The 24,261-nt window shown below is 70.4% G+C and carries 17 protein-coding genes and 1 pseudogene; 14 read left to right on the top strand and 4 right to left on the bottom strand.

Features of this window, described 5'->3' with window-relative positions; translation table 11 throughout:
* The first annotated feature begins 5 nt into the window (after positions 1 to 5).
* The 13 genes from LXM50_RS13275 (at position 6) to LXM50_RS13215 (ending at position 18,620) form a co-directional block, all read left to right on the top strand.
* Complete coding sequence (locus tag LXM50_RS13275) at positions 6 to 1,286, top strand: aldolase/citrate lyase family protein (protein WP_233311808.1); 1,281 nt, start codon at positions 6 to 8, stop codon at positions 1,284 to 1,286.
* Entirely contained in the window at positions 1,283 to 2,098 is an 816-nt protein-coding gene (locus tag LXM50_RS13270; RefSeq protein WP_233311908.1) for a bifunctional allantoicase/(S)-ureidoglycine aminohydrolase, read from the top strand. Before LXM50_RS13275 ends, LXM50_RS13270 begins: the two co-directional genes overlap by 4 nt.
* Before the next feature lie 537 nt (positions 2,099 to 2,635).
* The gene (locus tag LXM50_RS13265; protein WP_233311807.1) at positions 2,636 to 3,436 is read left to right on the top strand and encodes a hydroxypyruvate isomerase family protein; all 801 of its coding nucleotides are present in this window, start codon (positions 2,636 to 2,638) and stop codon (positions 3,434 to 3,436) included.
* Between the two features lie 32 nt (positions 3,437 to 3,468).
* Positions 3,469 to 4,347 (top strand): 2-hydroxy-3-oxopropionate reductase, encoded by an 879-nt coding sequence (locus LXM50_RS13260; protein ID WP_233311806.1) that lies wholly within the window; start codon positions 3,469 to 3,471, stop codon positions 4,345 to 4,347.
* 44 nt (positions 4,348 to 4,391) lie between these two features.
* Entirely contained in the window at positions 4,392 to 6,179 is a 1,788-nt protein-coding gene (gene gcl / locus LXM50_RS13255) for a glyoxylate carboligase (protein WP_233311805.1), read from the top strand.
* A 64-nt stretch (positions 6,180 to 6,243) separates the two neighbouring features.
* A complete protein-coding gene (locus LXM50_RS13250; protein WP_233311804.1) occupies positions 6,244 to 7,389 on the top strand; it encodes a glycerate kinase in 1,146 nt (381 codons plus the stop codon).
* A gap of 298 nt (positions 7,390 to 7,687) precedes the next feature.
* Positions 7,688 to 8,686 carry a LacI family DNA-binding transcriptional regulator gene (locus tag LXM50_RS13245; protein WP_233311803.1) on the top strand — a complete coding sequence of 333 codons (999 nt, stop codon included), beginning with the start codon at positions 7,688 to 7,690 and terminating at the stop codon, positions 8,684 to 8,686.
* A gap of 187 nt (positions 8,687 to 8,873) precedes the next feature.
* The gene (locus LXM50_RS13240) at positions 8,874 to 10,403 is read left to right on the top strand and encodes an NCS1 family nucleobase:cation symporter-1 (protein WP_233311802.1); all 1,530 of its coding nucleotides are present in this window, start codon (positions 8,874 to 8,876) and stop codon (positions 10,401 to 10,403) included.
* 21 nt (positions 10,404 to 10,424) lie between these two features.
* Complete coding sequence (locus LXM50_RS13235; RefSeq protein ID WP_233311801.1) at positions 10,425 to 11,150, top strand: aspartate/glutamate racemase family protein; 726 nt, start codon at positions 10,425 to 10,427, stop codon at positions 11,148 to 11,150.
* Between the two features lie 89 nt (positions 11,151 to 11,239).
* Positions 11,240 to 12,628: an allantoinase AllB gene (gene allB, locus LXM50_RS13230; RefSeq protein ID WP_233311800.1), complete on the top strand. Its 1,389-nt coding sequence runs from the start codon at positions 11,240 to 11,242 to the stop codon at positions 12,626 to 12,628.
* 321 nt (positions 12,629 to 12,949) lie between these two features.
* Positions 12,950 to 15,172, top strand: coding sequence for an ATP-dependent Clp protease ATP-binding subunit (locus tag LXM50_RS13225; protein ID WP_233311799.1), 2,223 nt, complete (start codon positions 12,950 to 12,952; stop codon positions 15,170 to 15,172).
* Between the two features lie 285 nt (positions 15,173 to 15,457).
* Positions 15,458 to 16,924, top strand: a complete 1,467-nt coding sequence (locus LXM50_RS13220) for a nucleobase:cation symporter-2 family protein (RefSeq protein WP_233311798.1) — start codon at positions 15,458 to 15,460, stop codon at positions 16,922 to 16,924.
* A 328-nt stretch (positions 16,925 to 17,252) separates the two neighbouring features.
* Entirely contained in the window at positions 17,253 to 18,620 is a 1,368-nt protein-coding gene (locus tag LXM50_RS13215; RefSeq protein WP_233311797.1) for an 8-oxoguanine deaminase, read from the top strand.
* A gap of 280 nt (positions 18,621 to 18,900) precedes the next feature.
* Here the strand turns inward: LXM50_RS13215 and LXM50_RS13210 are convergent, their stop codons facing one another.
* Together LXM50_RS13210 and LXM50_RS13205 are read right to left on the bottom strand one after the other, a co-directional pair.
* Positions 18,901 to 20,058 carry a S9 family peptidase gene (locus LXM50_RS13210; RefSeq protein ID WP_233311796.1) on the bottom strand — a complete coding sequence of 386 codons (1,158 nt, stop codon included), beginning with the start codon at positions 20,056 to 20,058 and terminating at the stop codon, positions 18,901 to 18,903.
* Positions 20,055 to 21,569, bottom strand: coding sequence for a hypothetical protein (locus LXM50_RS13205; RefSeq protein WP_233311795.1), 1,515 nt, complete (start codon positions 21,567 to 21,569; stop codon positions 20,055 to 20,057). The genes LXM50_RS13210 and LXM50_RS13205 overlap by 4 nt, the downstream gene beginning before the upstream one ends.
* Positions 21,570 to 21,656: 87 nt before the next feature.
* Between LXM50_RS13205 and LXM50_RS13200 the strand changes: the two genes are divergently transcribed.
* Positions 21,657 to 22,655 carry an AsnC family transcriptional regulator gene (locus tag LXM50_RS13200; protein WP_233311794.1) on the top strand — a complete coding sequence of 333 codons (999 nt, stop codon included), beginning with the start codon at positions 21,657 to 21,659 and terminating at the stop codon, positions 22,653 to 22,655.
* A 259-nt stretch (positions 22,656 to 22,914) separates the two neighbouring features.
* Here the strand turns inward: LXM50_RS13200 and LXM50_RS18615 are convergent, their stop codons facing one another.
* Entirely contained in the window at positions 22,915 to 23,571 is a 657-nt protein-coding gene (locus tag LXM50_RS18615) for an MFS transporter (protein WP_267920893.1), read from the bottom strand.
* Between the two features lie 94 nt (positions 23,572 to 23,665).
* Positions 23,666 to 24,151 (bottom strand): annotated as a pseudogene (locus LXM50_RS18610) (MFS transporter); the annotation flags it as partial.
* Between the last annotated feature and the right edge of the window lie 110 nt (positions 24,152 to 24,261).

Below are 24,261 nucleotides of genomic sequence, written 5' to 3'. Positions count from 1 at the left end.
GCCCTTTGTCCGCAGGCACCCTGGGCGAGGCCGACCTCGCTGACATCGACGCCCGCCTCTCCGGCACCGACACGCTGCTCGCCACCGAGTACCCCGGTGACGACGGATCCCGTCAGCCCGTGCACACGCTGTACGTGCCCGCCGACCGGTTCCGGCTCGACCTGCCGGCGCAGTTCGGCCAGGCGGCCGCGCAGGCCGTCGCCGACTTCGGCGGCACGGTGGCACTGGCCCAGGCCGTCGGCCTCGGCGCGCTCGCGGCCGAGCTCGCGCCCCTCGTGGACGAGAAGCTCGTCGCGGAACCGATCGAGGACCTGCGCCTCGACTTCGAGGACGGCTACGGCGCCCGAGGTGACGACGAGGAGGACGCGGACGCGATCCTCGCCGCCGAGCGGGTCGCCCAGGCCGTCGCCGCCGGCGTCGCGCCCCCGTTCATCGGCATCAGGTTCAAGTGCTTCGAGGCGCCGACGCGCCGGCGCGGGATCCGCACGCTCGACCTGTTCCTGTCGACGCTGGTCGCGAACGGCCCGCTGCCCGACGGCCTCGTGCTGACGCTGCCCAAGGTCACCACCGTCGAGCAGGTCGAGGCCATGGTCTCGCTGTGCGAGCTGTTCGAGGAGCGACTCGGGCTGCCCGCGGGACGGCTTCGCTTCGAGGTGCAGATGGAGACGCCGCAGCTCATCGTCGCGGCGGACGGATCCGTCCCCGTCGCGACGCTCCTGCACCGGGCCGACGGCCGGGTGAGCGCCCTGCACTACGGCACCTACGACTACAGCGCCTCGCTGCAGATCGCCGCGGCGTACCAGTCCATGGAGCACCCGGCCGCCGACTTCGCCAAGCAGGTCATGCAGGTGGCCGTCGCCGAGACCGGCGTGCGGATCTCGGACGGATCCACCAACGTGATCCCCGTCGGAGATCCCGACCACGTCATCGCGGCGTGGAAGCTGCACGCCCGCCTGGTGCGGCGCTCGCTCGAGCGCGGCTACTACCAGGGCTGGGACCTGCACGCCGCGCAGCTGCCCACCCGGTACCTCGCGACCTACGCGTTCTACCGCGAGGGGTTCGCCGCGGCTGCCAAGCGCCTGGACAACTACCTGCACGGCAGCGACGCCACGATCATGGACGAGCCGGCGACGGCCCGTGCTCTGGCGCGGTTCGTCGTGCGCGGCCTGGAGTGCGGCGCGCTCACGGCCGACGAGGTCCGCTCCGCGACCGGATCCGAGCCTGCGGAACTGGTCCGCCTCGCACACCCGAAACTCGCCACGACTCTCGCCACGAAGGAGGCCTGATGCCCTACTACACCCCCGCCGGCGGCCTGCCCCCGCAGACCGATCTGCTCACCGATCGCGCCGTCGTCAAGCTCGCGTACACCTTCATCCCGAAGGGCGTGCTGCGCGACATCGTGACCAGCAGCCTGCCCGGGTTCACGGACACCCGCGCATGGATCCTGGCGCGTCCGACCCCGAGCTCGGCACAGACCTTCTCGCAGCTCATCGTCGAGATCGCGCCGGGAGGCGGGGCCGCGAAGCCCGAGCCCGAGGCCGGGGTCGAGGGCGTCGTCTTCGTCACCGCCGGTGAGCTCACGCTGACGCTCGACGGCGCCACGCACGTGCTCGAGGAGGGCGGCTACGCGTTCCTCGCGCCGGGTGCGGAATGGTCGCTGCGCAACGAGGGATCCGAGCGCACCAGCTTCCACTGGATCCGCAAGGCCTACGAGTACCTCGACGGCATCGACGCCCCCGCGTCGTTCGTCACGAGCGACAAGGACATCGAGCCGGTCTCGATGCCCGACACCGATGACGTCTGGGCCACCACCCGCTTCTCCGACGCGAGCGACATGGCGCACGACATGCAGGTGAACATCGTCACCTTCAAGCCGGGCGGTTCCATTCCGTTTGCCGAGACGCACATCATGGAGCACGGCCTGTTCGTGCTGCAGGGCAAGGCCGTCTACCGCCTCAACGACGACTGGGTGGAGTGCGAGGCCGGCGACTACATGCTGCTGCGCGCGTTCTGCCCGCAGGCCTGCTACGCCGGCGGCCCCGAGGACTTCCGCTACCTGCTCTACAAGGACATGAACCGTCAGATCCGCCTGACCTGACGTCCGTCCCGAGCCGGTCGAAGGGCCTCGCGAACGCCGCTCCCCAGGGGCGGCGTTCGTCGTATGGGCGTGCGCGACCTCCCGGGTGGCTCGTCGTGTCGGCGTTTCCGAAGGGCATCCGTGTCTCTGCAGGAGAGGATCCGCGGATCCGTCTTCCCGGGGCGCTGGTCGTGTCGGCGTTTCCGGAGCACCCCGGGGGTGCTCCGGTCCGGTGTTCACTGGTCGCGTGTCGCCCTTCACCCGCGTTCGCTGGGCCCGAAGCGCCCTTTGGTGCTGCTCGCTGGTCGCGTGTGGCCCCTTCCCAGGAGGTCAAGGGGCGACACGGGACCAGGGAAGGTCACCACACGACGGCGCCGCCGGAGCTCACCGCTCGGTGGGGCGCTCCCGGGGGAGTGCGAACCCAGGGGGACCCGAGAGGATCCCGGATCCGAGCCGTTGACATCCGCACCGCCGCGGCCTAAACTTTCATCAATCAAGATTTTATTTCCGTAATTCGGAATTAAGCCAATAACCGAGACAGACATCAAGGACGATCTCATGAGCTACACCGTCAACGCCTCGATCCTTCTGACCGAGCTGCCGATCCTCGAGCGCCCGGCCGCCGCGAAGGCCGCCGGCTTCGATGCCGTGGAGTACTGGTGGCCGTTCGCCGTCGCCGTGCCCGCGCAGGACGAGGTCGACGCGTTCGTCGCCGCGATCCAGGACGCCGGCGTGCAGCTGACGGGTCTGAACTTCTTCGCCGGCGACATGCCGGGCGGCGACCGCGGCCTGGTGTCGTGGGTCGGCCGTGAGGACGAGTTCGCCGCGAACATCGACGTCGTCGTCGAGATCGGCCGCCGTCTCGGGACCACCGCGTTCAACGCCCTCTACGGCAACCGCATCGAGGGCGTCGACGCGAAGGCGCAGGACGACCTCGCCGTGAAGAACCTCGCCGCCGCGGGCCGCGCGGTCGCCGAGCTCGGCGGCATCGTCCTGCTCGAGCCGGTCTCGGGCATGGAGACCTACCCGCTGAAGACCGCTGCGGATGCGCTCGCGATCATCGCGCGCGTGAAGGACGAGGAGGGCGTGGACAACGTCCGCCTGCTCGCCGACTTCTACCACCTCGCCGTCAACGGCGACGACGTCGCAGCCGTGATCGCCGGTCACGCCGCCGAGTTCGGCCACATCCAGATCGCCGACGCCCCCGGCCGCGGCGAGCCCGGGACCGGCGAGCTGCCGCTGGCGCAGTGGATCGCCGACGCCCAGGACGGCGGCTACGCCGGCGTCATCGGTCTCGAGTACAAGGCCACCCAGGCGGATCCGTTCGCCTGGATCACCCCCGCGGCCGCACAGGCCTGACCCCACCAGACTTCCCGCGAAGGAGCGAAGACATGACCCGCATCGCATTCATCGGCCTCGGCATCATGGGCCTGCCCATGGCCACCAACCTCGTCACCGCCGGCTACGACGTCGTCGGCTACAACCGCAGCCAGGAGGCGATCGACAAGCTCGTCGCCGCCGGCGGCTCGGGCGCCGCCGGCATCGCCGACGCGGTGAAGGACGCCGACGTCGTCATCACGATGGTCCCGGACTCCCCGGACGTGGCCGGTGTGGTGCAGGGCCCGGACGGGGTCTTCGCGAACGCCAAGGCTGGCGCGCTCTGGATCGACAACTCGTCCATCCGTCCCGATGTGGCCAAGGAGCTCGCCGAGGAGGCCGTCGCCGCAGGCCTCGGCGTCGTCGACGCCCCGGTCTCCGGCGGTGAGCAGGGCGCGATCGACGCCGTCCTCTCGATCATGGTCGGCGGATCCCCGGATGACTTCGCCAAGGCCGAGCCGGTCCTGAACGCGATCGGCAAGACCATCGTGCACGTCGGCCCCGCCGGCGCCGGCCAGACCGTGAAGGCTGCCAACCAGCTCATCGTCGCCGTGAACATCCAGGCGCTCGCCGAGGCGGTCACGTTCCTCGAGGCGTTCGGCGTCGACACCGATGCAGCGCTGAAGGTTCTCGGCGGAGGACTCGCCGGATCCAAGGTCCTCGACCAGAAGGGCCAGAAGATGCTGAACCGCGACTTCGCGCCTGGCTTCCGCCTCGCCCTCCACAACAAGGATCTGGGCATCGTCACGTCGGCTGCGCGCTCGGTCGGGGTCACCGTCCCGCTCGGCGCCGCTGTCGCACAGCTCGTGAACGCGCTCGTCGCCCGCGGCGACGGCGGCCTGGACCACTCGGGCCTGTTCAAGCTCACCACCGAGCTCTCCGGCCGCGACTGACGCGCCGACTCCCACACACGAACTTTCTCCCAAGGAGCACTCCCATGACCCGCATGCGTGCAGTCGATGCGATCGTCCAGATCCTGATCAAGGAAGGCGCGGACGAGGCATTCGGCCTCCCCGGCGCCGCCATCAACCCCCTCTACTCCGCGATCCGCGCCAACGGCGGCATCCGGCACACCCTGGCCCGCCACGTCGAGGGCGCCAGCCACATGGCCGACGGCTACAGCCGCACCGGCGACGGCCGCATCGGCGTCTGCCTGGGCACCTCCGGCCCCGCCGGCACCGACATGATCACGGGCCTGTACGCGGCGATCGCCGACTCCATCCCGATGCTCTGCATCACCGGCCAGGCTCCGGTGGCGAAGCTCGACAAGGAGGACTTCCAGGCCGTCGACATCGCGTCGATCGCGAAGCCGGTCACGAAGTTCGCCAAGACCGTCCTCGAGGGCGCGCAGGTTCCCGGCGTCTTCCAGTCCGCGTTCCAGATCATGCGCTCCGGCCGTCCCGGACCGGTGCTCATCGACCTGCCCTTCGACGTGCAGATGACCGAGATCGAGTTCGACATCGACACCTACGAGCCGCTGCCCGTGGCCAAGCCCGTCGCCACCCGTGCGCAGGCCGAGAAGGTGCTCGACATGCTCGTCGCAGCGAAGCACCCCGCGATCATCGCCGGTGGCGGCATCGTGAACTCCGGCGCCTCGGAGAAGCTCGTTGAGCTCGCCGAGACCCTGGGCGTGCCCGTGTTCCCGACCCTGATGGGCTGGGGCGCGCTCCCGGACGACCACCCGCTCGCCGCGGGCCTGGTCGGCATCCAGACCTCGCAGCGCTACGGCAACGCGAGCTTCCTGGAGAGCGACTTCGTGCTGGGCATCGGCAACCGCTGGGCGAACCGCCACACCGGCGGCCTGGACACCTACCGCAAGGGCCGCACCTTCGTGCACGTCGACATCGAGCCCACCCAGATCGGCCGCGTCTTCGCGCCCGACTACGGCGTGGTCTCCGACGCGGGCGCGTTCATCGACGTCCTGCTCGAGGCCGCTCGCGAGCGCGTCGCCGAACTGCCCGACTACAACGGCTGGGCCGAGGAGTGCCGCGACCGCAAGGCGCGCCTGCAGCGCAAGACCAACTTCGACAACGTGCCGATGAAGCCGCACCGCGTGTACCAGGAGATGCTGACCGCGTTCGACCGCGACACCACCTTCGTCACCACGATCGGCCTCTCGCAGATCGCGGGCGCGCAGCTGCTGCACGTCTACGGCCCGCGCAAGTGGATCAACGCCGGTCAGGCGGGCCCCCTGGGCTGGACCGGCCCCGCCGCTCTCGGCGTCGTGCGCGGCAAGCCGGGCGAGCAGGTCGTCGCGCTCTCGGGCGACTACGACTTCCAGTTCATGATCGAGGAGCTCGCCGTGGGCGCGCAGCACAAGCTGCCGTACATCCACGTCGTCGTCAACAACAGTTACCTGGGCCTGATCCGTCAGTCGCAGCGCGGCTTCGAGATGGACTACGAGGTGTCGCTGGCGTTCGACAACGTGAACACGCCGCAGGACTCGTCCTCGATCGCCACCGGCTACGGCGTGGACCACGTCAAGGTCGCCGAGGGCCTGGGTGCCAAGGCGCTGCGCGTCGAGCGTCCCGAGGACCTCGCCGCGGGCTTCGCCGAGGCGCAGCGCCTGCGTGACGAGTTCCAGGTGCCGGTGGTCGTCGAGGTCATCCTCGAGCGCGTCACCAACATCGCCATGGGCGCCGACCTCGACACGATGAACGAGTTCGAGGACCTCGCGACGTCGCCCGCCGACGCCCCCGAGGCCATCTACGCGCTGCTCGACTGAAACAGCCGTCCGTCGACCCGTAGCCTGTAGGCGAAGCCGACGAGCCGGAAGTAGAAAGGCCACCATGCGCATCCTGATCGCCTCGGACAAGTTCAAGGGCTCCGCCACGGGCCCGGAGGTCGCCGCCGCGCTCGCGGCGGGGATCACCGCGACCGCGCCGGGGACCGCCATCGACGCGGTCCCCGTCGCGGACGGCGGGGAGGGCACGGTCGACGCCGCCCTCGCTGCCGGGTTCGAGGCGGTCACCGCGACGGTGACGGGGCCCACGGGCCGGCCCGTCGACGCGCGCTTCGGCGTGCGGGGTGCGCAGGCCATCATCGAGATGGCCGCGGCGAGCGGACTCGACCAGCTGCCCGGTGGCGTCAAGGATGCGCTCGGCGCCACCAGCCGCGGAACCGGAGAGCTGATCGCGGCGGCGCTGGACCACGGCGCGACCAGCATCGTGCTCGGCATCGGCGGCAGCGCCAACACCGACGGCGGCGCGGGCATGCTGCAGGCGCTCGGCGTCGCGCTGCGGGACGCCGACGGGAAGGAACTGCCCGGAGGCGGCGGGGCGCTCGCGCGCATCGCCGAGGTGGATGTGACGGATCTGGATCCGCGTCTCGCCGGGGTCGAGATCGTGCTCGCGAGCGACGTCGACAACCCGCTGCTCGGCGAGCGTGGCGCTCCGGCGGTGTTCGGCCCACAGAAGGGGGCGAGCGCGGAGGACGTGGCCGTGCTCGACGCGGCTCTGGCGCGCTACGCCGCGCTGCTGGAGCAGCAGCCCGGCATCCGCGCCGCCACGACGCTGCCCGGAGCGGGCGGCGCCGGCGGCGTGGGCTATGCGGCGCTGGCCGCTCTCGGTGCCCGGCGCGAGCCCGGCGTCGAGGTCGTGCAGCGCCTCACGGGGCTCGCCGAGGCGCTCGGCGCCGGCGACTCCAGGGCCGACCTCGTGATCACGGGCGAGGGCAGTCTCGACGACCAGAGCCTGGGCGGCAAGACCCCGCTCGGCGTGGCCGCAGCCGCACGCGCGGCCGGCATCCCGGTCGTCGCCGTGTGCGGGCGCTCCACGCTCAGCGCCGAGGCGGCCAGGGCGGCAGGATTCGAGCGCGTCTATGCGCTCAGCGAGCTGGAGCCGGATCCGGCCCGCAGCATGGCCGAGGCCACAGCTCTCCTCACCGAGGTGGGCCGTCGCATCGGAGCCGAGGTCGGCGAGCTCGTCGCCGTCTGAGCGCCCGCCGTTCGCGCGCCTCACCCCGGGGCCGTTGAGCGAGGACGCCGGATGGTCGTCGAGCGAGGACGCGCAGCGCCCGAGACGAAACGCAGACCGAGACGAAACGCGGTGCCCTCGCGAGATCGCCGCGTTTCGTCTCGCTCCTCGCAGGCGCTCGGTGCTCGCTCAACGGCCCCGTGTCCACCCCGCCGCGTTCGTCCCCGTCCGCGTAGGATCGGAGCCCGGGGAACGATCTCGAGGATGTCGTGGACGATCTCGACGATGAGGTGGACGGTCTCGCAAGCGAGGTGGACAGATGAGCGAGCGACCGCTTCTGCGCGATGTGGCCGCCCTCGCCGGCGTCTCGCCGACGACGGCCTCTCATGCGTTCAGCGGGCATCGTCCGGTGTCGGCCGCGACGAAGGCCGCGGTGCTGAAGGCCGCCTTCGACCTCGGCTTCGTGATGGAGCGCGATGCCGGACAGCGCACCGTCGGCCTCCTGCTGCGCCCACCTGAGGCCATCCCCGGATTCGCGTCCGGCTCCGACGCCTTCACCTCCGTCGCCGGTGCAGTGCTGGTGGCTCTGCTGGGCGCCGGCTTCTCCGTCTCCTCCTTCCTCACGCTCGACGACATCGGGGCTCAGGTCGGCCGGCTCGACGCCTTCGTGCTGCTGCACCCCCGCCGTGGGGACGAGGTGCTCCGTGCGCTCATCGAGCGGGACATCCCGACCGTGACGCTGGATCGGGATCCGGACGACGACGAGTTCCCGTGGTGGATCAGTGCCGATCACGTCGCCAATGCGCGCACCCTCCTCGATCACCTGCTGGAGCGGGGGGCGCAGCGCCCAGCGCTGATCGTGGGGTCGACGCAGAACACGTACCTGGAGTCGATCGCCGGCGTCTACGTCCAGGAGATGCGCGCACGGGGGCTGCCCGTGCTGGTGCGGGAGCTGGAGCCGGTGCGCGGACAGCAGGGCGGAGCGGCGGCGGCCGAGTCGCTGCTGCGCACACCGACGCCGCCCGATGCGTTCCTCACCTCCTCGGACGTGTTCGCGGTGGGAGCGATCGAGGCGGTTCGGTCGCGGGGGCTCCGCGTGCCCGACGACGTCCTCGTCGCGAACATGATGGACAGCGTCATCGCCGAGCGCGCGGTGGTGCCGATCACGGCGATGAAGGCGAACATGCAGATCTGGGCGTCGCAGCTGACGCGGCTGCTGGAGCGTCGGCTGAGCAGCGCTGCACCGCTCACGTCGCACCTGAGGCTCGAGTTCGATCTGGTCGAGCGCGCCTCGACCGGACGGCAGCAGCGGAGCTGAACCGTCCTCGTGATCGCGGGGCTGCGGGGATCGATGACGCGAGGGCCCGGGAGCTGATCCAAATTATGCAAACGATGTTGCTACGGCCCCGACGGAGAGCGACGATATCTCCATCCGAAATCGGTATTCCGGATTGTGAAATCGAGTGTCGACGGCACTGTCGCCGTCGAGAGGGGTTCAAATCACAATGACATCCAACGACTACGTCCACGTCCCGAGTCGGGCGTCCGAGGGGCTCGATGAGGCGCCCTCCAGCGTGTTCGCGGTGCAGGCGGGCATCAGCCCGCGCCTGTACAACAGCGACCTGGCGCCGACCAACCGCGAGAGCCGGCACTGGAGCGCGTACAGCATCTTCACCCTCTGGGCGAACGATGTGCACAGCCTCGGCAACTACGCGTTCGCGATCGGCCTGTTCTCGCTCGGCCTGACCGGCGGCCAGATCCTCGGCGCACTCGGGTTCGGCGCCCTGTTCCTGTTCCTGCTGCTGAGCCTCTCCGGCTTCATGGGGGAGAAGACGGGCGTGCCGTTCCCGGTGATGAGCCGCATCGCGTTCGGCATCCACGGCGCGCAGATCCCGGCTCTGCTGCGCGGCGGTGTCGCGATCGCCTGGTTCGGGATCCAGACCTATCTGGCCTCGCAGGTGCTGCAGGTCGTGCTGATCGCGATCTTCCCCGGCGTGAAGGAGATGCAGTCCGGATCCTTCCTCGGCCTGTCGGCCCTCGGCTGGATCACCTTCGTCGCCCTGTGGATCATCCAGGTCGTCATCGTCAGCTACGGCATGGAGATGATCCGCAAGTACGAGGCCTTCGCCGGCCCGATCATCCTCGCCACCTTCGTGATCCTGGCCGTGTGGGTACTCGTGCAGTCCGGCTTCCAGGTGAACTGGGCGCCGACCGAGGCGGCGACCGGAGCCGACGTGTGGATCAAGATGCTCGGCGCCGCCTCGCTGTGGGTCTCGATCTACGGCACGTTCGTGCTGAACTTCTGCGACTTCACCCGCGGCGCGAAGTCCCGGCGGGCGATCGTCAAGGGCAACTTCTGGGGCATCCCGATCAACATGCTCTTCTTCGGCGTGATCGTCGTCGTGCTCACCGGCGGCAGCTTCAGCATCAACGGGAAGCTCATCACGTCGCCGTCCGAGGTCGTCGCCGCGATCCCGAACACGTTCCTGCTCGTGCTCGCCTCGCTCGCGCTCATCGCGCTGACCATCGCGGTCAACCTGATGGCCAACTTCGTGGCGCCCACGTACGCACTGAACAACCTGTTCCCGCGGCATCTGAACTTCCGCCGCGCGGCACTGATCTCCGCCGTCATCGGCATCGTGATCACGCCGTGGAACATGTACAACTCGCCCGTCGTCATCGGCGTGTTCCTCGGGGGTCTCGGCGCCCTGCTCGGCCCGCTGTTCGGCATCATCATGGTCGACTACTGGCTGATCAAGAAGCAGCGCATCAACGTGCCGCAACTGTACTCCGACTCGCCGATCGGCGAGTACGCCTACGCGAAGGGCTTCAACCCCCGCGCGATCATCGCCCTGGTGATCTCGGGTGCGATCGCCCTGCTGTTCACCTTCCTGCCCGTGTTCAAGACGGTCAGCGACTTCTCGTGGTTCGTCGCCGCAGGATCCGCGGCGATCATCTACGCGATCATCGCCGACCGCAGGGGACCCTTCCACGACGTCGACGGCGCGGAGATCGCCGTCAAGGCCGGCCACTGAGATCCGACGAGGACAACACCCATGCGCATTCTCATCGCGAACGTCAACACCACCGAGGCGATGACCGACGCCATCGCCGAGGCGGCGAGGGCTGTCGCGTCACCGGGCACGGAGATCATCGGCCTGACGCCCGACTTCGGCGCCGAGAGCTGCGAGGGCAACTTCGAGAGCTACCTCGCCGCGATCGCGGTCATGGACAAGGTCGTGCGCTTCGAGGGCGAGTACGACGCGGTCATCCAGGCCGGCTACGGCGAGCACGGACGGGAGGGGCTGCAGGAGCTGCTCACCGTTCCGGTGGTCGACATCACCGAGGCGGCGGCCTCCACGGCCATGTTCCTGGGGCGCTCCTACTCCGTGGTCACCACGCTCGACCGCACCGTGCCGCTCATCGAGGACCGGCTGATCCTCGGTGGTCTGCACGACCGCTGCGCGTCGGTGCGCTCGTCGGGCATGAGCGTGCTCGAACTCGAGTCGGATCCCGAGCGCGCGGTCGAGGCGATCGCCGCCGAGGCGCAGAAGGCGGTCGAGATCGACCGGGCCGAGGTCATCGTGCTCGGCTGCGGCGGCATGGCGGAGCTCAAGGACCGCGTGGTCGAACTCTGCGGCGTGCCCGTCGTGGACGGGGTGCAGGCCGCCGTGCAGGTCGCCGAGAGCCTGGTGCGTCTGGGGCTCACCACGTCCAAGGTCCGCACCTACGCCTCGCCCCGGCCGAAGCGCGTCACCGGGTTCCCGGCGACGGCGCGCTGATTCCGGAGCACAATCGAAGAACCCGACAACCACCCCTCAAACCACCTCACAACGCCGACGACGTCGCCGGCAGAAGGGAATCCGCGGACATGTCCCAGGAGACCGAAGAACACGCCTCGCTCGACCCGACCGGTGAGCACTACGACCTGGTGATCCGCGGCGAGCGGGTCCTGACCAGTTCGGGGATCCGACCCCGTGAGGTGGGAGTGCGGCACGGCGTGATCGTCGCGATGCAGCCCCTCGGCAACAACCTCGTCGGCGACGAGATCATCGAGCTCGCCGACGACGAGACCCTGATCCCAGGGCTGGTCGACACGCACGTGCATGTCAACGAGCCCGGCCGCACCGAGTGGGAGGGCTTCTCCTCGGCGACCAAGGCCGCCGCGGCGGGAGGTGTGACCACGATCCTGGACATGCCGCTGAACAGCATCCCGCCGACGATCGACACCGACGCGCTGGACATCAAGCGCGCCGTCGCCCGCGACCAGGTGCACGTCGACGTGGGCTTCTGGGGCGGGGCCGTGCCGGGCAACACGGAGAAGCTGCGAGGGCTGCATGACGCCGGGGCCTTCGGCTTCAAGTGCTTCCTGCTGCACAGCGGGGTGGACGAGTTCCCGCCGCTGGATCCCGACGAACTCGAGAAGGACATGCGCGAGCTCGCGACCTTCGACTCCGTGATGATCGTGCACGCGGAGGACTCCCGCGCCATCGACCGCGCACCCAAGCCCGACGGCGACGATTACGCCAAGTTCCTCGCGTCGCGCCCGCGCGGTGCGGAGAACCTCGCGATCGCCGAGGTCATCGAGCGCGCCCGCTGGACCGGCGCCCGCGCGCACATCCTGCACCTGTCCTCCTCGGACGCGCTGCCGATGCTGCGCTCGGCCAAGCACGACGGCATCCGGCTCACGGTCGAGACCTGCCCGCACTACCTCACGCTCACCGCGGAGGAGATCCCGCTGGGCGCGACCGCCTTCAAGTGCTGCCCGCCGATCCGCGAAGCCGGCAACAGGGAGCTGCTCTGGCAGGGCCTGGAGGACGGCACGATCGACTTCATCGTCTCGGATCACTCGCCCTCGACGCTCGACCTCAAGGACCTGGAGAACGGCGACTTCGCCGTGGCCTGGGGCGGCGTCGCCTCGCTGCAGCTCGGCCTTTCGCTGATCTGGACCGAAGCGCGCCAGCGCGGTCTGTCGCTGGAGACCGTGGTGGGGTGGATGAGCGAGAAGCCGGCGCAGTTCGCCGGTCTCACGGGCAAGGGGCGCATCGCGCCGGGCTACGACGCGGACTTCTCGATCTTCGCCGCCGATGACGCCTACGTGGTCGACGTGACCAAGCTGCACCACAAGAACCCGCTCACCCCCTACAACGGCAAGGCGCTCGCCGGACGGGTCCGCAAGACCTACCTGCACGGCACGCCGATCGACTTCGAGAACCCGCGCGGACGCCTCCTGCGCCGGGGCATGGTCGAGGAGGACTGACACCCCGTCCCGCCACCGAGTCGTCCCCGTCCGCACGAGCCGAGGTCCGTGTCGACGGGGACGACTCGACGGGGGAGAGCTCGTCGACGGTGTGCGGACAACGGCGTCCGACATCGTCGGCGGATCCGTCTGCGGATCCGCCTGCGGTTCGAACGCGAAAGGCCGGCCCGATCCCTGTGATCGGGCCGGCCTTTTCGCGTGCCTCGGCCCTTGCCCTGCCGTGGCCCGTCCGATAAACTTGAGCCGTATCAACTCAACTTTGAAGAGTCGGATCGGTTCCGGCTCTTCCGCCACAGACGCAAGGAGAACCCAGGAGGACGAATGGCCACCCCTCAGACGGCACAGCAGGACGAGCAGCAGTCGGCGCTCGAGCAGTTCGGCATCAACCTCACCGATCGCGCCCGGCAGGGCAAGCTCGATCCGGTGATCGGGCGCGACGCGGAGATCCGCCGCGTGAGCCAGGTGCTCACCCGCCGCACCAAGAACAACCCGGTGCTGATCGGCGAGCCCGGCGTCGGCAAGACCGCCGTGGTCGAGGGCCTCGCGCAGCGCATCGTCGCCGGCGACGTGGCCGAGTCGCTCAAGGACAAGGAGCTGGTGTCGCTGGACATCTCCGCCCTCGTCGCCGGCGCCATGTACCGCGGCCAGTTCGAGGAGCGTCTGAAGAGCGTGCTCAAGGAGATCACCGAGTCCGACGGTCGGGTCATCACCTTCATCGACGAGCTGCACGTGCTCATGGGCGCGGGTGGGGGAGAGGGGTCTGTCGCCGCGTCCAACATGCTCAAGCCCATGCTCGCCCGCGGCGAGCTGCGCCTCATCGGCGCCACCACTCTCAACGAGTACCGCGAGTTCATCGAGAAGGACGCGGCGCTCGAGCGGCGCTTCCAGCAGGTCTACGTCGGCGAACCCTCCGTGGAGGACTCGATCGCGATCCTGCGCGGGCTCAAGGGCCGCTACGAGGCGCACCACGGCGTGACCATCAGCGACTCCGCACTCGTCGCGGCCGCCTCGTTGTCGAACCGCTACCTGCCGAGCCGCCAGTTGCCGGACAAGGCGATCGACCTCATCGACGAGGCCATGAGTCGGCTCAAGATGGAGATCGACTCGAGCCCCGTCGAGATCGACCAGCTCAAGAGGTCGGTCGACCGGATGCGGCTCGAGGAGCTCGCGCTGAAGAAGGAGAAGGACGCGGCCTCGAAGGAGCGCCTCGCGAAGCTCCGTGAGCAGATGCGCGAGGCCGAGGCCGAGCTCGCCGGACTCGAGGCCCGCTGGGAGCGCGAGCGCGGTGGCCTGAACCGCGTGGGCGAGCTCAAGAAGCGTCTCGACGAGGCGTTCACCGAGCGCGACCGGGCCCTCCGTGACGCGGACTATGTGAAGGCGTCCAAGCTGGAGTATGAGACCATCAAGCAGCTGCAGGCGCAGCTCGCCGAGGCCGAGCGCCAGGCGGACGCCGTCAGCGACGAGCCGCGCATGGTCAACGAGCAGGTCACCGACGAGGACATCGCCGCGGTGATCGCGGCCTGGACCGGGATCCCCGTGGGCCGGCTGCTGCAGGGCGAGAGCGAGAAGCTCCTCCACCTGGAGCGTGAGTTGGGCCGCCGCCTGATCGGTCAGAAGGAAGCGGTGACAGCCGTCTCCGACGCGGTGCGCCGTTCGCGCGCCGGTATCAGCGACCCCGGTCGCCCGACCGGTTCCTTCCTGTTCGTCGGCCCCACCGGCGTCGGCAAGACCGAGCTGGCCAAGGCGCTCGCCGAGTTCCTCTTCGACGACGAGCACGCCATGGTGCGCATCGACATGTCGGAGTACGGCGAGAAGCACTCGGTCTCGCGGCTCGTCGGCGCCCCTCCCGGGTACGTCGGCTACGAGCAGGGCGGTCAGCTCACCGAAGCCGTGCGGCGGCGTCCCTACAGCGTCGTGCTGCTGGACGAGGTCGAGAAGGCGCACCCCGAGGTGTTCGACGTGCTGCTGCAGGTCATGGACGACGGCCGCCTCACCGACGGCCAGGGCCGCACGGTCGACTTCTCGAACGTCATCCTGATCCTCACGAGCAACATCGGATCCCCGATCCTGATCGACCCGACGCTCTCGCCCGACGAGAAGCGCGAGGCCGTGATGGCCCTCGTGCGGCAGGCGTTCAAGCCCGAGTTCATCAACCGTCTCGACGACATCGTGATGTTCCAGGCCCTCACCGAGGACGACCTCGCGCAGATCGTCGAGCTCACGATCGACCAGCTGCAGCGGCGGCTCGCCGATCGCCGGCTGACCCTCGCGGTCACCCCGGATGCGCGCGCCTGGCTCGCCGAGCGCGGCTATGACCCGGTGTTCGGGGCGCGGCCGTTGCGGCGCCTCATTCAGAACGAGGTGCAGAACCGACTCGCCTCTGCGCTGCTCTCCGGCCGCGTGCACGACGGCGACGTCGTGCGGGTGGATGTGGCGGCGGACGGATCCTCCCTGGTGCTCACCAGCGACGGGCCTACGGCGTCGCGGGAGTCGGACGCGGGCCCGGACGACGAGACGATCGAGGCCGAGCTGCTCGACGACTGACCCACGGCGCCCATGGCCCCTTTTTCGCGCTCTCCGGAGAATCGCTCACCGCTACAGATATCCGCATAACGGAAAGTACAATCCGAGATTCGGAAAAAAGTCTTGACTCTCGACGAGTGCCCCCGTTAGCCTGAGGGTGTCTCCAGAGCCGGAGACGCACCTGGACCAACAGCATCCGCCCCGCTCGCGAGGCGGACGGAGCGCCCGCACCGTATCGCCGCACAGGCGCTGCATGCCGGCCGGCGCTCGGCTCACCCGGTGCCTGCACCCGACGAAGAGGTCGAATTGACTACCAAGCAGAAGAAGGAGTTCGTCCGCCCCGAGGACGAGCGACTGCCGATCGGCGCGACCATCGGCTACGGCATCCAGCACGTGCTCACGATGTACGGCGGCATCATCGCCCCGCCGCTCATCATCGGGCAGATCGCGGGCCTCAAGCCTGCCGAGATCGGCGTTCTCATCGCCGCGTGCCTGTTCATGGGCGGTCTCGCCACGATCCTGCAGACGGTCGGCGTCCCGTTCTTCGGTTCGCAGCTCCCGCTCGTGCAGGGCGTCTCGTTCGCCGGTGTCGCCACCATGGGGGCGATCGTCACCAGCGGCGGCGGGCTGCCCGCGGTGTTCGGATCCGTCATCGCCGCGTCGGTGATCGGTCTGATCATCGCCCCGGTGTTCGCCACCGTCATCCGGTTCTTCCCCCCGGTCGTGACCGGAACCGTGATCACGACCATCGGTCTCAGCCTCCTGCCGGTCGCCGCCGGCTGGATCGTCGGCACCGGAGAGGGCGCGAATGCGGCCAAGGGCGCCCTGCCCGAGAACCTCATGCTCGCCGGCATCACGCTGGTGATCGTGCTGATCCTCAGCAAGATCCCGGTCGGCGCCATCTCGCGTCTCGCGATCCTGCTCTCGATCGTGCTCGGCACGATCGTCGCGATCTTCCTCGGCAAGGCCGACTTCAGCAAGGTCGGCCAGGGCGACATCTTCGCCCTGCCGCAGATCTTCGGATTCGGCATGCCGACCTTCGAGATCGCCGGCATCATCTCGATGTTCATCGTGATCCTGGTGACGCTCACCGAGACCACCGCGGACATCCTGGCCGTGAGCGAGATCGTGGGCACCAAGGTCGACTCCAAGCGCATCGCCGCGGGTCTGCGCGCCGACATGCTCTCCAGTGCCGTGTCCCCGATCTTCGGCACGTTCACGCAGTCCGCGTTCGCCCAGAACGTCGGCCTCGTGGCCATCACCGGTGTGAAGAGCCGCTTCGTGGTCACCGCCGGCGGCGGCGTGCTCGTCATCCTGGGTCTGCTGCCCGTGCTCGGCCGTGTCGTCGGCGCCATCCCGTCGCCCGTCCTCGGCGGTGCCGGCCTGGTCCTGTTCGGCTCCGTGGCCGCGTCGGGTATCCGCACGCTCGCCAAGGTCGAGTACAAGGACAACATGAACCTCGTGATCGTCGCCACCTCGCTGGCGGTGGGCATGCTCCCGATCGCGGTCCCGTCGATCTACGGCCAGATGCCGGCCTGGTTCGTGACGATCTTCCACTCGGGCATCAGCTCGGCCGCGGTGACCGCGATCCTGCTGAACCTGCTGTTCAACCACCTCGGCAGCGCCAAGCGCAAGAACGCCTTCGTCTCCGCACCGACCAGGAGCATCCCGGTCGCGTACCTGGACGCGTTCGAGGACGGCGACTCGATCATCGACGGCAAGATCGTCGATCGCGACGGCAACGAGGTCGCCGTCGAGCACCCGTCGCACTGAGGCACGGGCCCCGGTTCTGCGCCTTTCCCTCCCCTGGCCGCCTTTCCCTCCCCTGGCGCGCGTCGCCCAGGGGAGGGAAAGGCGTTGGGGAGGGGGAAACGCGGGCTCGCCCGATCGCCGGGTCGCCTCCTCCCGTTCTCGAATGATCCGCATCTTGGAATCCTCGGTCCAGGATCTGGAAAAGTCTTGACCCGCTGCGAAGCCTCGTGATAGATGTGGAATGTCTCCGCCGACGGGGACGCACCTGGATCAGCAGACAGGTCAACACTGAGCTGGCCCCCCGCGGGGCCGGATCACGGCTCCGCCTCACCCACAGGGAGTCTGCTCAATGTCCGAATCCACTCGCACCGTCTGGCTGAAGAACCCGCTCGCCATCCACACCGGCGACACCGCCGACGCCCGCGGCGGCATCGTCGTCGCCGGATCCACGATCCTCGAGGCGGTGCCTGCCGGCGGATCCCCGTCGCAGCCGGTCGATGAGGTCTACGACGCCTCGCGGCACGTGATCATCCCGGGTCTGATCAACACGCACCACCACTTCTACCAGACCCTCACCCGCGCCTGGACGCCGGTGGTCAGCGCCGAGCTGTTCCCGTGGCTGAAGGGTCTGTACGGCGTCTGGGCGGGGCTCACCCCCCGCGACCTGGAGCTGGCGACCACCGCCGCGCTCGCCGAGCTGCTGCTCTCCGGCTGCACCACCGCCGCCGACCACCACTACCTCTTCCCGAACGGGCTCGAGGACGGCATCGACGTGCAGGTCGACGTCGTCAAGCGCCTCGGGATGCGCGCGACCCTGACCCGCGGATCCATGTCGCTGGGGGAGAAGGACGGCGGCCTGCCCCCGCAGAGCACCGTGCAGGACGCCGACGTGATCCTCGCCGACAGCGAGCGCCTCGTCGGTGCATACCACGAGCGCGGCGACGGCGCCTTCGTGCAGATCGGTCTCGCGCCGTGTTCGCCGTTCTCGGTGACCACCGAGGTCATGCGCGACACGGCGACCCTGGCGGAGCGGCTCGACGTGCGCATGCACACGCACCTCGCCGAGACCATCGACGAGGAGGACTTCTGCCGCGAGCGATTCGGCCTGCGCACCGTGGACTACCTCGACAGCGTGGGCTGGCTCTCGGACCGCACCTGGCTCGCCCACGGGATCCACTTCGACGACGCAGAGATCGCGCGCCTGGGCGCGGCCGGCACGGCGGTCTCGCACTGCGCCACCTCGAACATGCGGCTCGCCTCGGGCATTGCGCGGGCCGTGGAGCTCGAGGCTGCGGGCGTCCCCGTCGGGCTCGGTGTCGACGGATCCGCGTCGAACGACGGCTCCAACATGATGATGGAGGTGCGCCAGGCCCTCTACCTGCAGCGTCTGCGCTACGGCGCCGCCGCGGTGACCCCCGAGCACGCCCTGAACTGGGCGACCCAGGGCTCGGCGCGCGCTCTCGGACGCAGCGACATCGGCGTGCTGGCACCCGGCAAGCAGGCGGATCTCGCGATGTTCACGCTCGACGAGCTGCGCTTCTCGGGCAGCCACGACCCGCTCGCGGCCCTGCTGCTCTGCGGCGCTGAGCGCGCCGACCGGGTCATGGTGGGCGGAGCCTGGCGCGTCGTCGACGGGCAGATCGTCGGCCTCGACGTGCCGCAGCTCATCGCCGAGCACAGCGCGGCCGCGCGCAGCCTGCTCGCCCGCCACGGCTGAGGCAGGCTCGCTGCGCTGGCCGGGTGGTGCCCCTCGGCGGGTTCCCTTGTCCCGTGCGCCCTTTCGTGGGGTTCGCTGGTCCCGTGGTGCCCTTTCGTGGGGTTCGCTGGTCCCGTGGTGCCCTTTCGTGGTGTTCGCTGGTCCCTTATCGCCCCTTCGTGGGGCGCCAAGGGGCGACACGGGACCAGCGAACCCCGGTCAACGGCCCGGGAGGGCGACTCGCGACCAGCGAACCCCGGTCAACGACCCGGGAGGGTGACACGGGACCAGCGAACCCCGGTCAGCGCCAGCGCGAGGGCGAGCGGTCGAAGCGATCCGCGATCCACGCCGCGACCTCCGGCGGCGCGTGCCGGGCGCCCATCGTTCCGGAGTGGTGCGACGGCCACCAGCGGGAGGTCAGGTCGACACCCGCCCGACGGTAGGCGCGCAGCAGGCGGGCGCTGAGCGGTGCCGGGGCGACCTCGTCGAACCGTGCCGCATCGATGCGCACCGGCGTGCGGAACCCGGTGAGTGCGGCGACCTCGTTCTCCCGGAACGACGCGTACAGACGGGCGAACAGGGCGGATCCGCTCCGCCCTCCGATGCGGCCCGGCGCGATGCCTCCCCACGAGTCGGAGGCGGCGAGCTCGGTGAGGCACAGGCGGTCGAGGTCGCGCCACCTCGCGTGCGCGGCGGCGCTCAGGCCTTCGCCGGCGATGAGCTCCGCGAGGGCGGCGTCGGCGGTGGCCGCGCCGCGCAGCATGAGCCCGATGAGCGCCGAGACGACGCCCGTTCCGGGCAGCGCGCCGGGCATGCCGAGCGACCAGCGGATGCTGAGGTCCATTCGGGTGACCGGCGTCACGGCCGCGACCCCGCGCAGACGGCTCGTGTCGTCGGGCTCGGCCGAGACCCCGGCGAACAGCGCGGCGACCGCGCCCTCGGAGTGCCCGGCCGCGACCCAGTCGTCGCCGAGACGCTCGTCGAGGGTGCGGCGTGCGCGCACCACGGCCCGCAGTGAGCCTCCGAGCGGGCGCCCGAGCAGATAGGGGTGCACGCCGTCGCCGCCGATGCCGGGGTAGTCGGGGCGCAGCACCGCGATCCCGCGCTGCAGCAGCAGGTCGCACAGCGCGTCGCCCTGCGACATCCGCCGCCACTCGGGGTGGCCGGGGTGGCCGAGGCTGGGGGCCGAGCGCGGGGATCCGCCGGTGGTCATGTGCCCGAAGGCGACGACCGGGTAGCCGCCGGCCGGGGGAGCGGTGTGCGGGAGGTGCAGGATCCCGGTCTCCGGAGCGTTCTCGCCCGCGAAGGTCACGATCCGGGTGGAGCCGTGACGGATCCCGGATCCGGGCCCACCCATCGCGTCCGGCCCGGGCCCACCCATCGCCCCCGACCCGGCGTCCGGCCTGGTCCCGCCGGTCGCGTCCGGCCCGGCGTCGTCGGCTCCCGAGCGTCCGTTCACCAGCGCCCCCGGGGCAGGAGCCGGCGCAGGCCTGCCGGCATGGTGCCGAGCAGGGATCCGCGGCGCCCATCGGCGTCGTTCACGACGTCGATGAAGAAGCGGGCGACCGGCTCGAGCTGCGCGACGTCGATCCGCTCGATCGTGTCAGCGTCGTCGTAGAGGTACAGCGGGCCGGAGATGAGGCTCACGGTCGGCACGCCGGAGACGAAGGTGAACGATGCGTCGGTGGGGATCCCGCCGGCGAAGAACTCGAGCAGGCTCGCGCCGAGGATGCTGGTGGCGTGCATGCGGTGGCGGCGGATCAGCCCGGCGATCCGCGCGGTGAACGCGGGGTTGACGTTGAGGAAGATGCCACGCGGCTCGGTCTCGCCCGTGTTCGCGAAGCCGCCGTCCGCCCCCTCGACGGCGCGCAGGCCGATGTGCTCGATCGTGGTGTTCAGCACGATCCGCCAGGGTGCATCCCGTGACAGCATGTGCCTGCGGGCGAACTCGCGGTGCGCCTGGTAGCCGGTGAAGTGCGTGTCGAAGGTGGTGAACAGCAGGGTCTTCGCGGGGCGCCGGCCGGCGGCCGCCTCGGCGGCGTAGTGCTCCGCGAGGGCGATCACCTCGGCGGCCCCCGAGGCGTCCTCGACCGCGCCCGCCCCGACCGAGTCGTGGTGCGACTGGATCATGATCGCGTCACCGCGCCGGGCATCTCCGAGGCGAGCGGATCCGGTCGGCGCCTTGTGAGAGGTGGCCCGCGTGGGACCCGGCGCGGTGTCCTCGCGCCCGGGGAGCACCCCGATCACCGTGCGCGAGACGACCTCCTCGCGCGCGACCCCGAGGGTGAGCGTTGCGCGCGGAGAACGGCGCAGTCGCGCCCGCAGCCGGGCTCCGCCGGTGCGCGTCACCCAGGCGCCGGGCAGGCGGAAGAGCGTCCGCCGGTAGTACTCGTTGTGGTAGCCGAGCGAGTCGGGGTAGTCCCGCAGCACGCCGATCACACCGACGGCGCCCGCCGCGGCGGCGTCGCGCATGGTGCGGGCGAGCGAGGTGACGTACGGGTTGCGGCTGCGCAGCACATCGCGGCGCAGCACGCGTCGACCGGGATCGTGCAGGAACAGCGTGAGGGGCAGCGTGTGCGCGAGCGTCATGTCGAAGGTGAGGTCGAACAGCACGATCGCGCCGCGCACGTCGTGCCGGCGCACGCGGTCGGATCCGATGTCGACGACCGGGGCGTCGACGAGGTGCCGCACCTCGCCCGTCCAGTCGTGGGCGGGGAGTGCGGAGTGCAGGATCGGCGAGCTCGGGATCTCGACCTCGTCCGCCCCGTCGGCCCCGGTCGTGATGCGGCACTCGGTCGCCTGCCAGGCGAAGGACGGCACCTCGAGGACCTCGGTCTCCAGCCCTGCGCGGGCGAACCGGTCCTCGACGTACGCTGCGGCGGCGGCGCCCCCGGGCGTCCCCGTGGCGCGCGGGGCGAGCGCGACGAGATCCTCGATGGTGGCCAGGATCCGATCCGCCGTCACGCTCATGAGGCGAGCGTAGGATTCCGATACGAATCCGGATTCCTTTGACACGAAACCTTCATTCTTGAGGTTCTCGTGCATAGTCTTCGTCACATGGAACCGACGGATCCGCGTGCGCTGGACGAGATCGATCTCGCCCTGATCCACGCACTCCAGCTCGACGCCCGGGCGCCCTGGACGCGGATCGCGACGGCGATCGGGGTGGACGCCGCCACCGTGGTGCGGCACTGGAACGCGCTGCGCGACGACGGGCTTGCCTGGCTGACCGCGTGGCCCACGGCGGAGCGCTGGGCGTCGTCCACCGACCTGGCACTCGTGCTGCTGCACCCCGGGCTCGCGGACGACGCGCGGGCCGCGGCGGTGCGGCGGCCGTGGGTGCTGGGCGTCGACGAGACCTCGGCGGGTCTGCTGCTGCTCGTCGCGGCGTCGGAAGGGCTTCCGCAACTGGGGGAGCGCGTGCGCGCCCTGGAGGCGGAGGCGACGGTCCTGCGGATGGACGTCGCCGCCAGTGTCTCGGCTGAGGACTCCTCATGGCGGTTGCCGGTGCTCTCGGCCGCGCAGCAGCGCATCCTGCGCCCGCCGCGCGAGGCCAGGAGCAGGCCTTCCGCCGATGCTGTCCGGCCGCCGAAGCCGCAGACCGTGGCCGAGATCGCGGACGTGCTGGATGAGGATCCGCGCATGCCGTCGGCCGTGCTCGGCGCTCGCCTGGGCGTCTCCGAGGCGACGGCGCGGCGCGCGGTCGAGCGGGCGACCACCGCCGGGCTCCTGCGGTTCGGCTGCGACCTCGCGATGCCGGCGGCGGGATATCGACGTGGTGCGGTGCTCTGGGCGCGCGCCACCGATCCCGAGGCGGCCTCGACCCGTGCGGCACGGCTGCCCGAGGTGCACCGCGCGGGGACCGCCGTGGGGCCGGCGCCGCTGTTCGCGTGCGTGCGGGCGCGATCGCTCACGGCGCTTCCCGCGATCGAGCGGGCGTGGGGCGCCGACGTCGAGATCGTCGACCGTTGGACGGTGCTGCGCTCGGTCAAGCGCAACGGGCACGAGTTGGATGCGACGGGTCGGTCGATCGCGCGGATCCCGCCGCGCTGGTGACGGATCCGGCCGTCCGCGCTCGCCCGCGCCTGGTCCCGTTCTCCCGACGGTGTCCCGTTCCGCCGACGATTCGCCTGTCTTTGGCGGCGATTCGGGACATGATCGGCGATTCGGGACGGATCCGGTGCGGCGCGGCGGCGGGCGGGCGGATCCTGTGACGGGGCAGCGAAGGGCGCGGCGGAGCGCGGCTCCCCTGACGGCCCAGCGAACGGCGCGGCGCATCCCGGATCCCCTGACGGCCAGCGAAGGCTGTGCGGCGTCAGCGGGCGGCCGAATCCGCGGCGGCGCGCAGCCGGTCGTCGAGGCGGTACTTCGAGAGCGGGATCAGGCTGACCAGGCACAGCGCGGCCGGCACGAGCGAGACGCCGAGCACGATCGCCCACTGCGCGCTGTCGGGCTGCGGCGTCGAGTCGCCGGTCGACGCCCGGTAGCCGCCGAGCGTCAGCACGAGCCCCAGCAGCGCCGGACCCAGTGCGTAGCCCAGCAGCTCGAACCCGGACCAGACGCCGGAGATCATCCCGATCCGGTTGCTGCCGTTGCGGCGGGCGTCCTCCGCGGCGAGGTCGGGCAGCATCGCCAGCGGGAACAGCTGCGCCCCGGCGTAGCCGATGCCGACGATGCCCGACGCTGCGAGCAGTGGCACGGCCTCCCCGGTGCGGGCCGCGAGCAGCGCGACCAGGCCGACCGCCATGGTGGTCGTCGCCACCGCGAAGCCGCGTCTCTTGCCGAGGCGGGAGCCGAGCCGGCTCCACATCGGGGTGAGAACGATCGCCGGTGCGACGAAGCAGACGAAGCTGTAGGTCGCGATCGCGGGGTCGTGCACGACGTGCCGGGCGACGTACACGACGCCGCCGAGCACCATGCCGATCGCGACGGCCTGCAGCACGAACGCGACGATCAGCATCCGCGTCGGCATCCCGGAGCACGATCGCGAGCTGCGAGAACAGCCGCCCCTCGGCCTCCTCGCCGCGGGTGAGCGGAATCGATCTAGTGCCGAACCACACGCCCGCCGTGCCGACGAGGGTGAGCGCGGCCATGGCGACCGCCATGATCCGGTACCCGGTCACGCCGCCGAAGGCCTCCACCAGCGCGGGTGCCGCCGCGCCTGAGACGAGGATCGCCAGGGTGAACACGATCACGCGCCAGCTGATCATCCGGGTGCGCTCGGTGTAGTCGTCGGTGATCTCGGCCGACATCGCCAGATACGGCACCTGGAAGAACGCGTACACGGTGGCCGAGGCGAGGAACGCGACGAGCACCCACAGCGCCGCCGCGACCGGAGGGGCCGTGGGGCCGAAGAACATCGCCGCGAACGCCAGGGCGAGCAGGATCCCGGCCCGCAGGATGAACGGTCGACGCCGGTCGCGGGCGTTGCGCGAACGGTCGCTGATGCGGCCGGCGATCGGATTGAGGAAGAAGTCCCACGCCTTCGGGGCGAACACGATAATGCCGGCGAGCGCCGCCTGCACGCCGAGCAGGTCGGTGAGGAACGGCATCAGGATCAGGCCCGGCACGGTGCCGTAGGTGCCCGAGGCGATGCCGCCCAGGGCGTAGGCAACCCTGACGCGGCGGGGGAGCGCGGTCATGGGCCGATCGTAGGGGTCCT

Source organism: Microbacterium sp. Au-Mic1 (genome assembly GCF_021341785.1).
In the GTDB taxonomy this organism is placed as follows: Bacteria; Actinomycetota; Actinomycetes; order Actinomycetales; family Microbacteriaceae; genus Microbacterium.
This window is presented reverse-complemented; position numbering and strand designations above follow the sequence as displayed.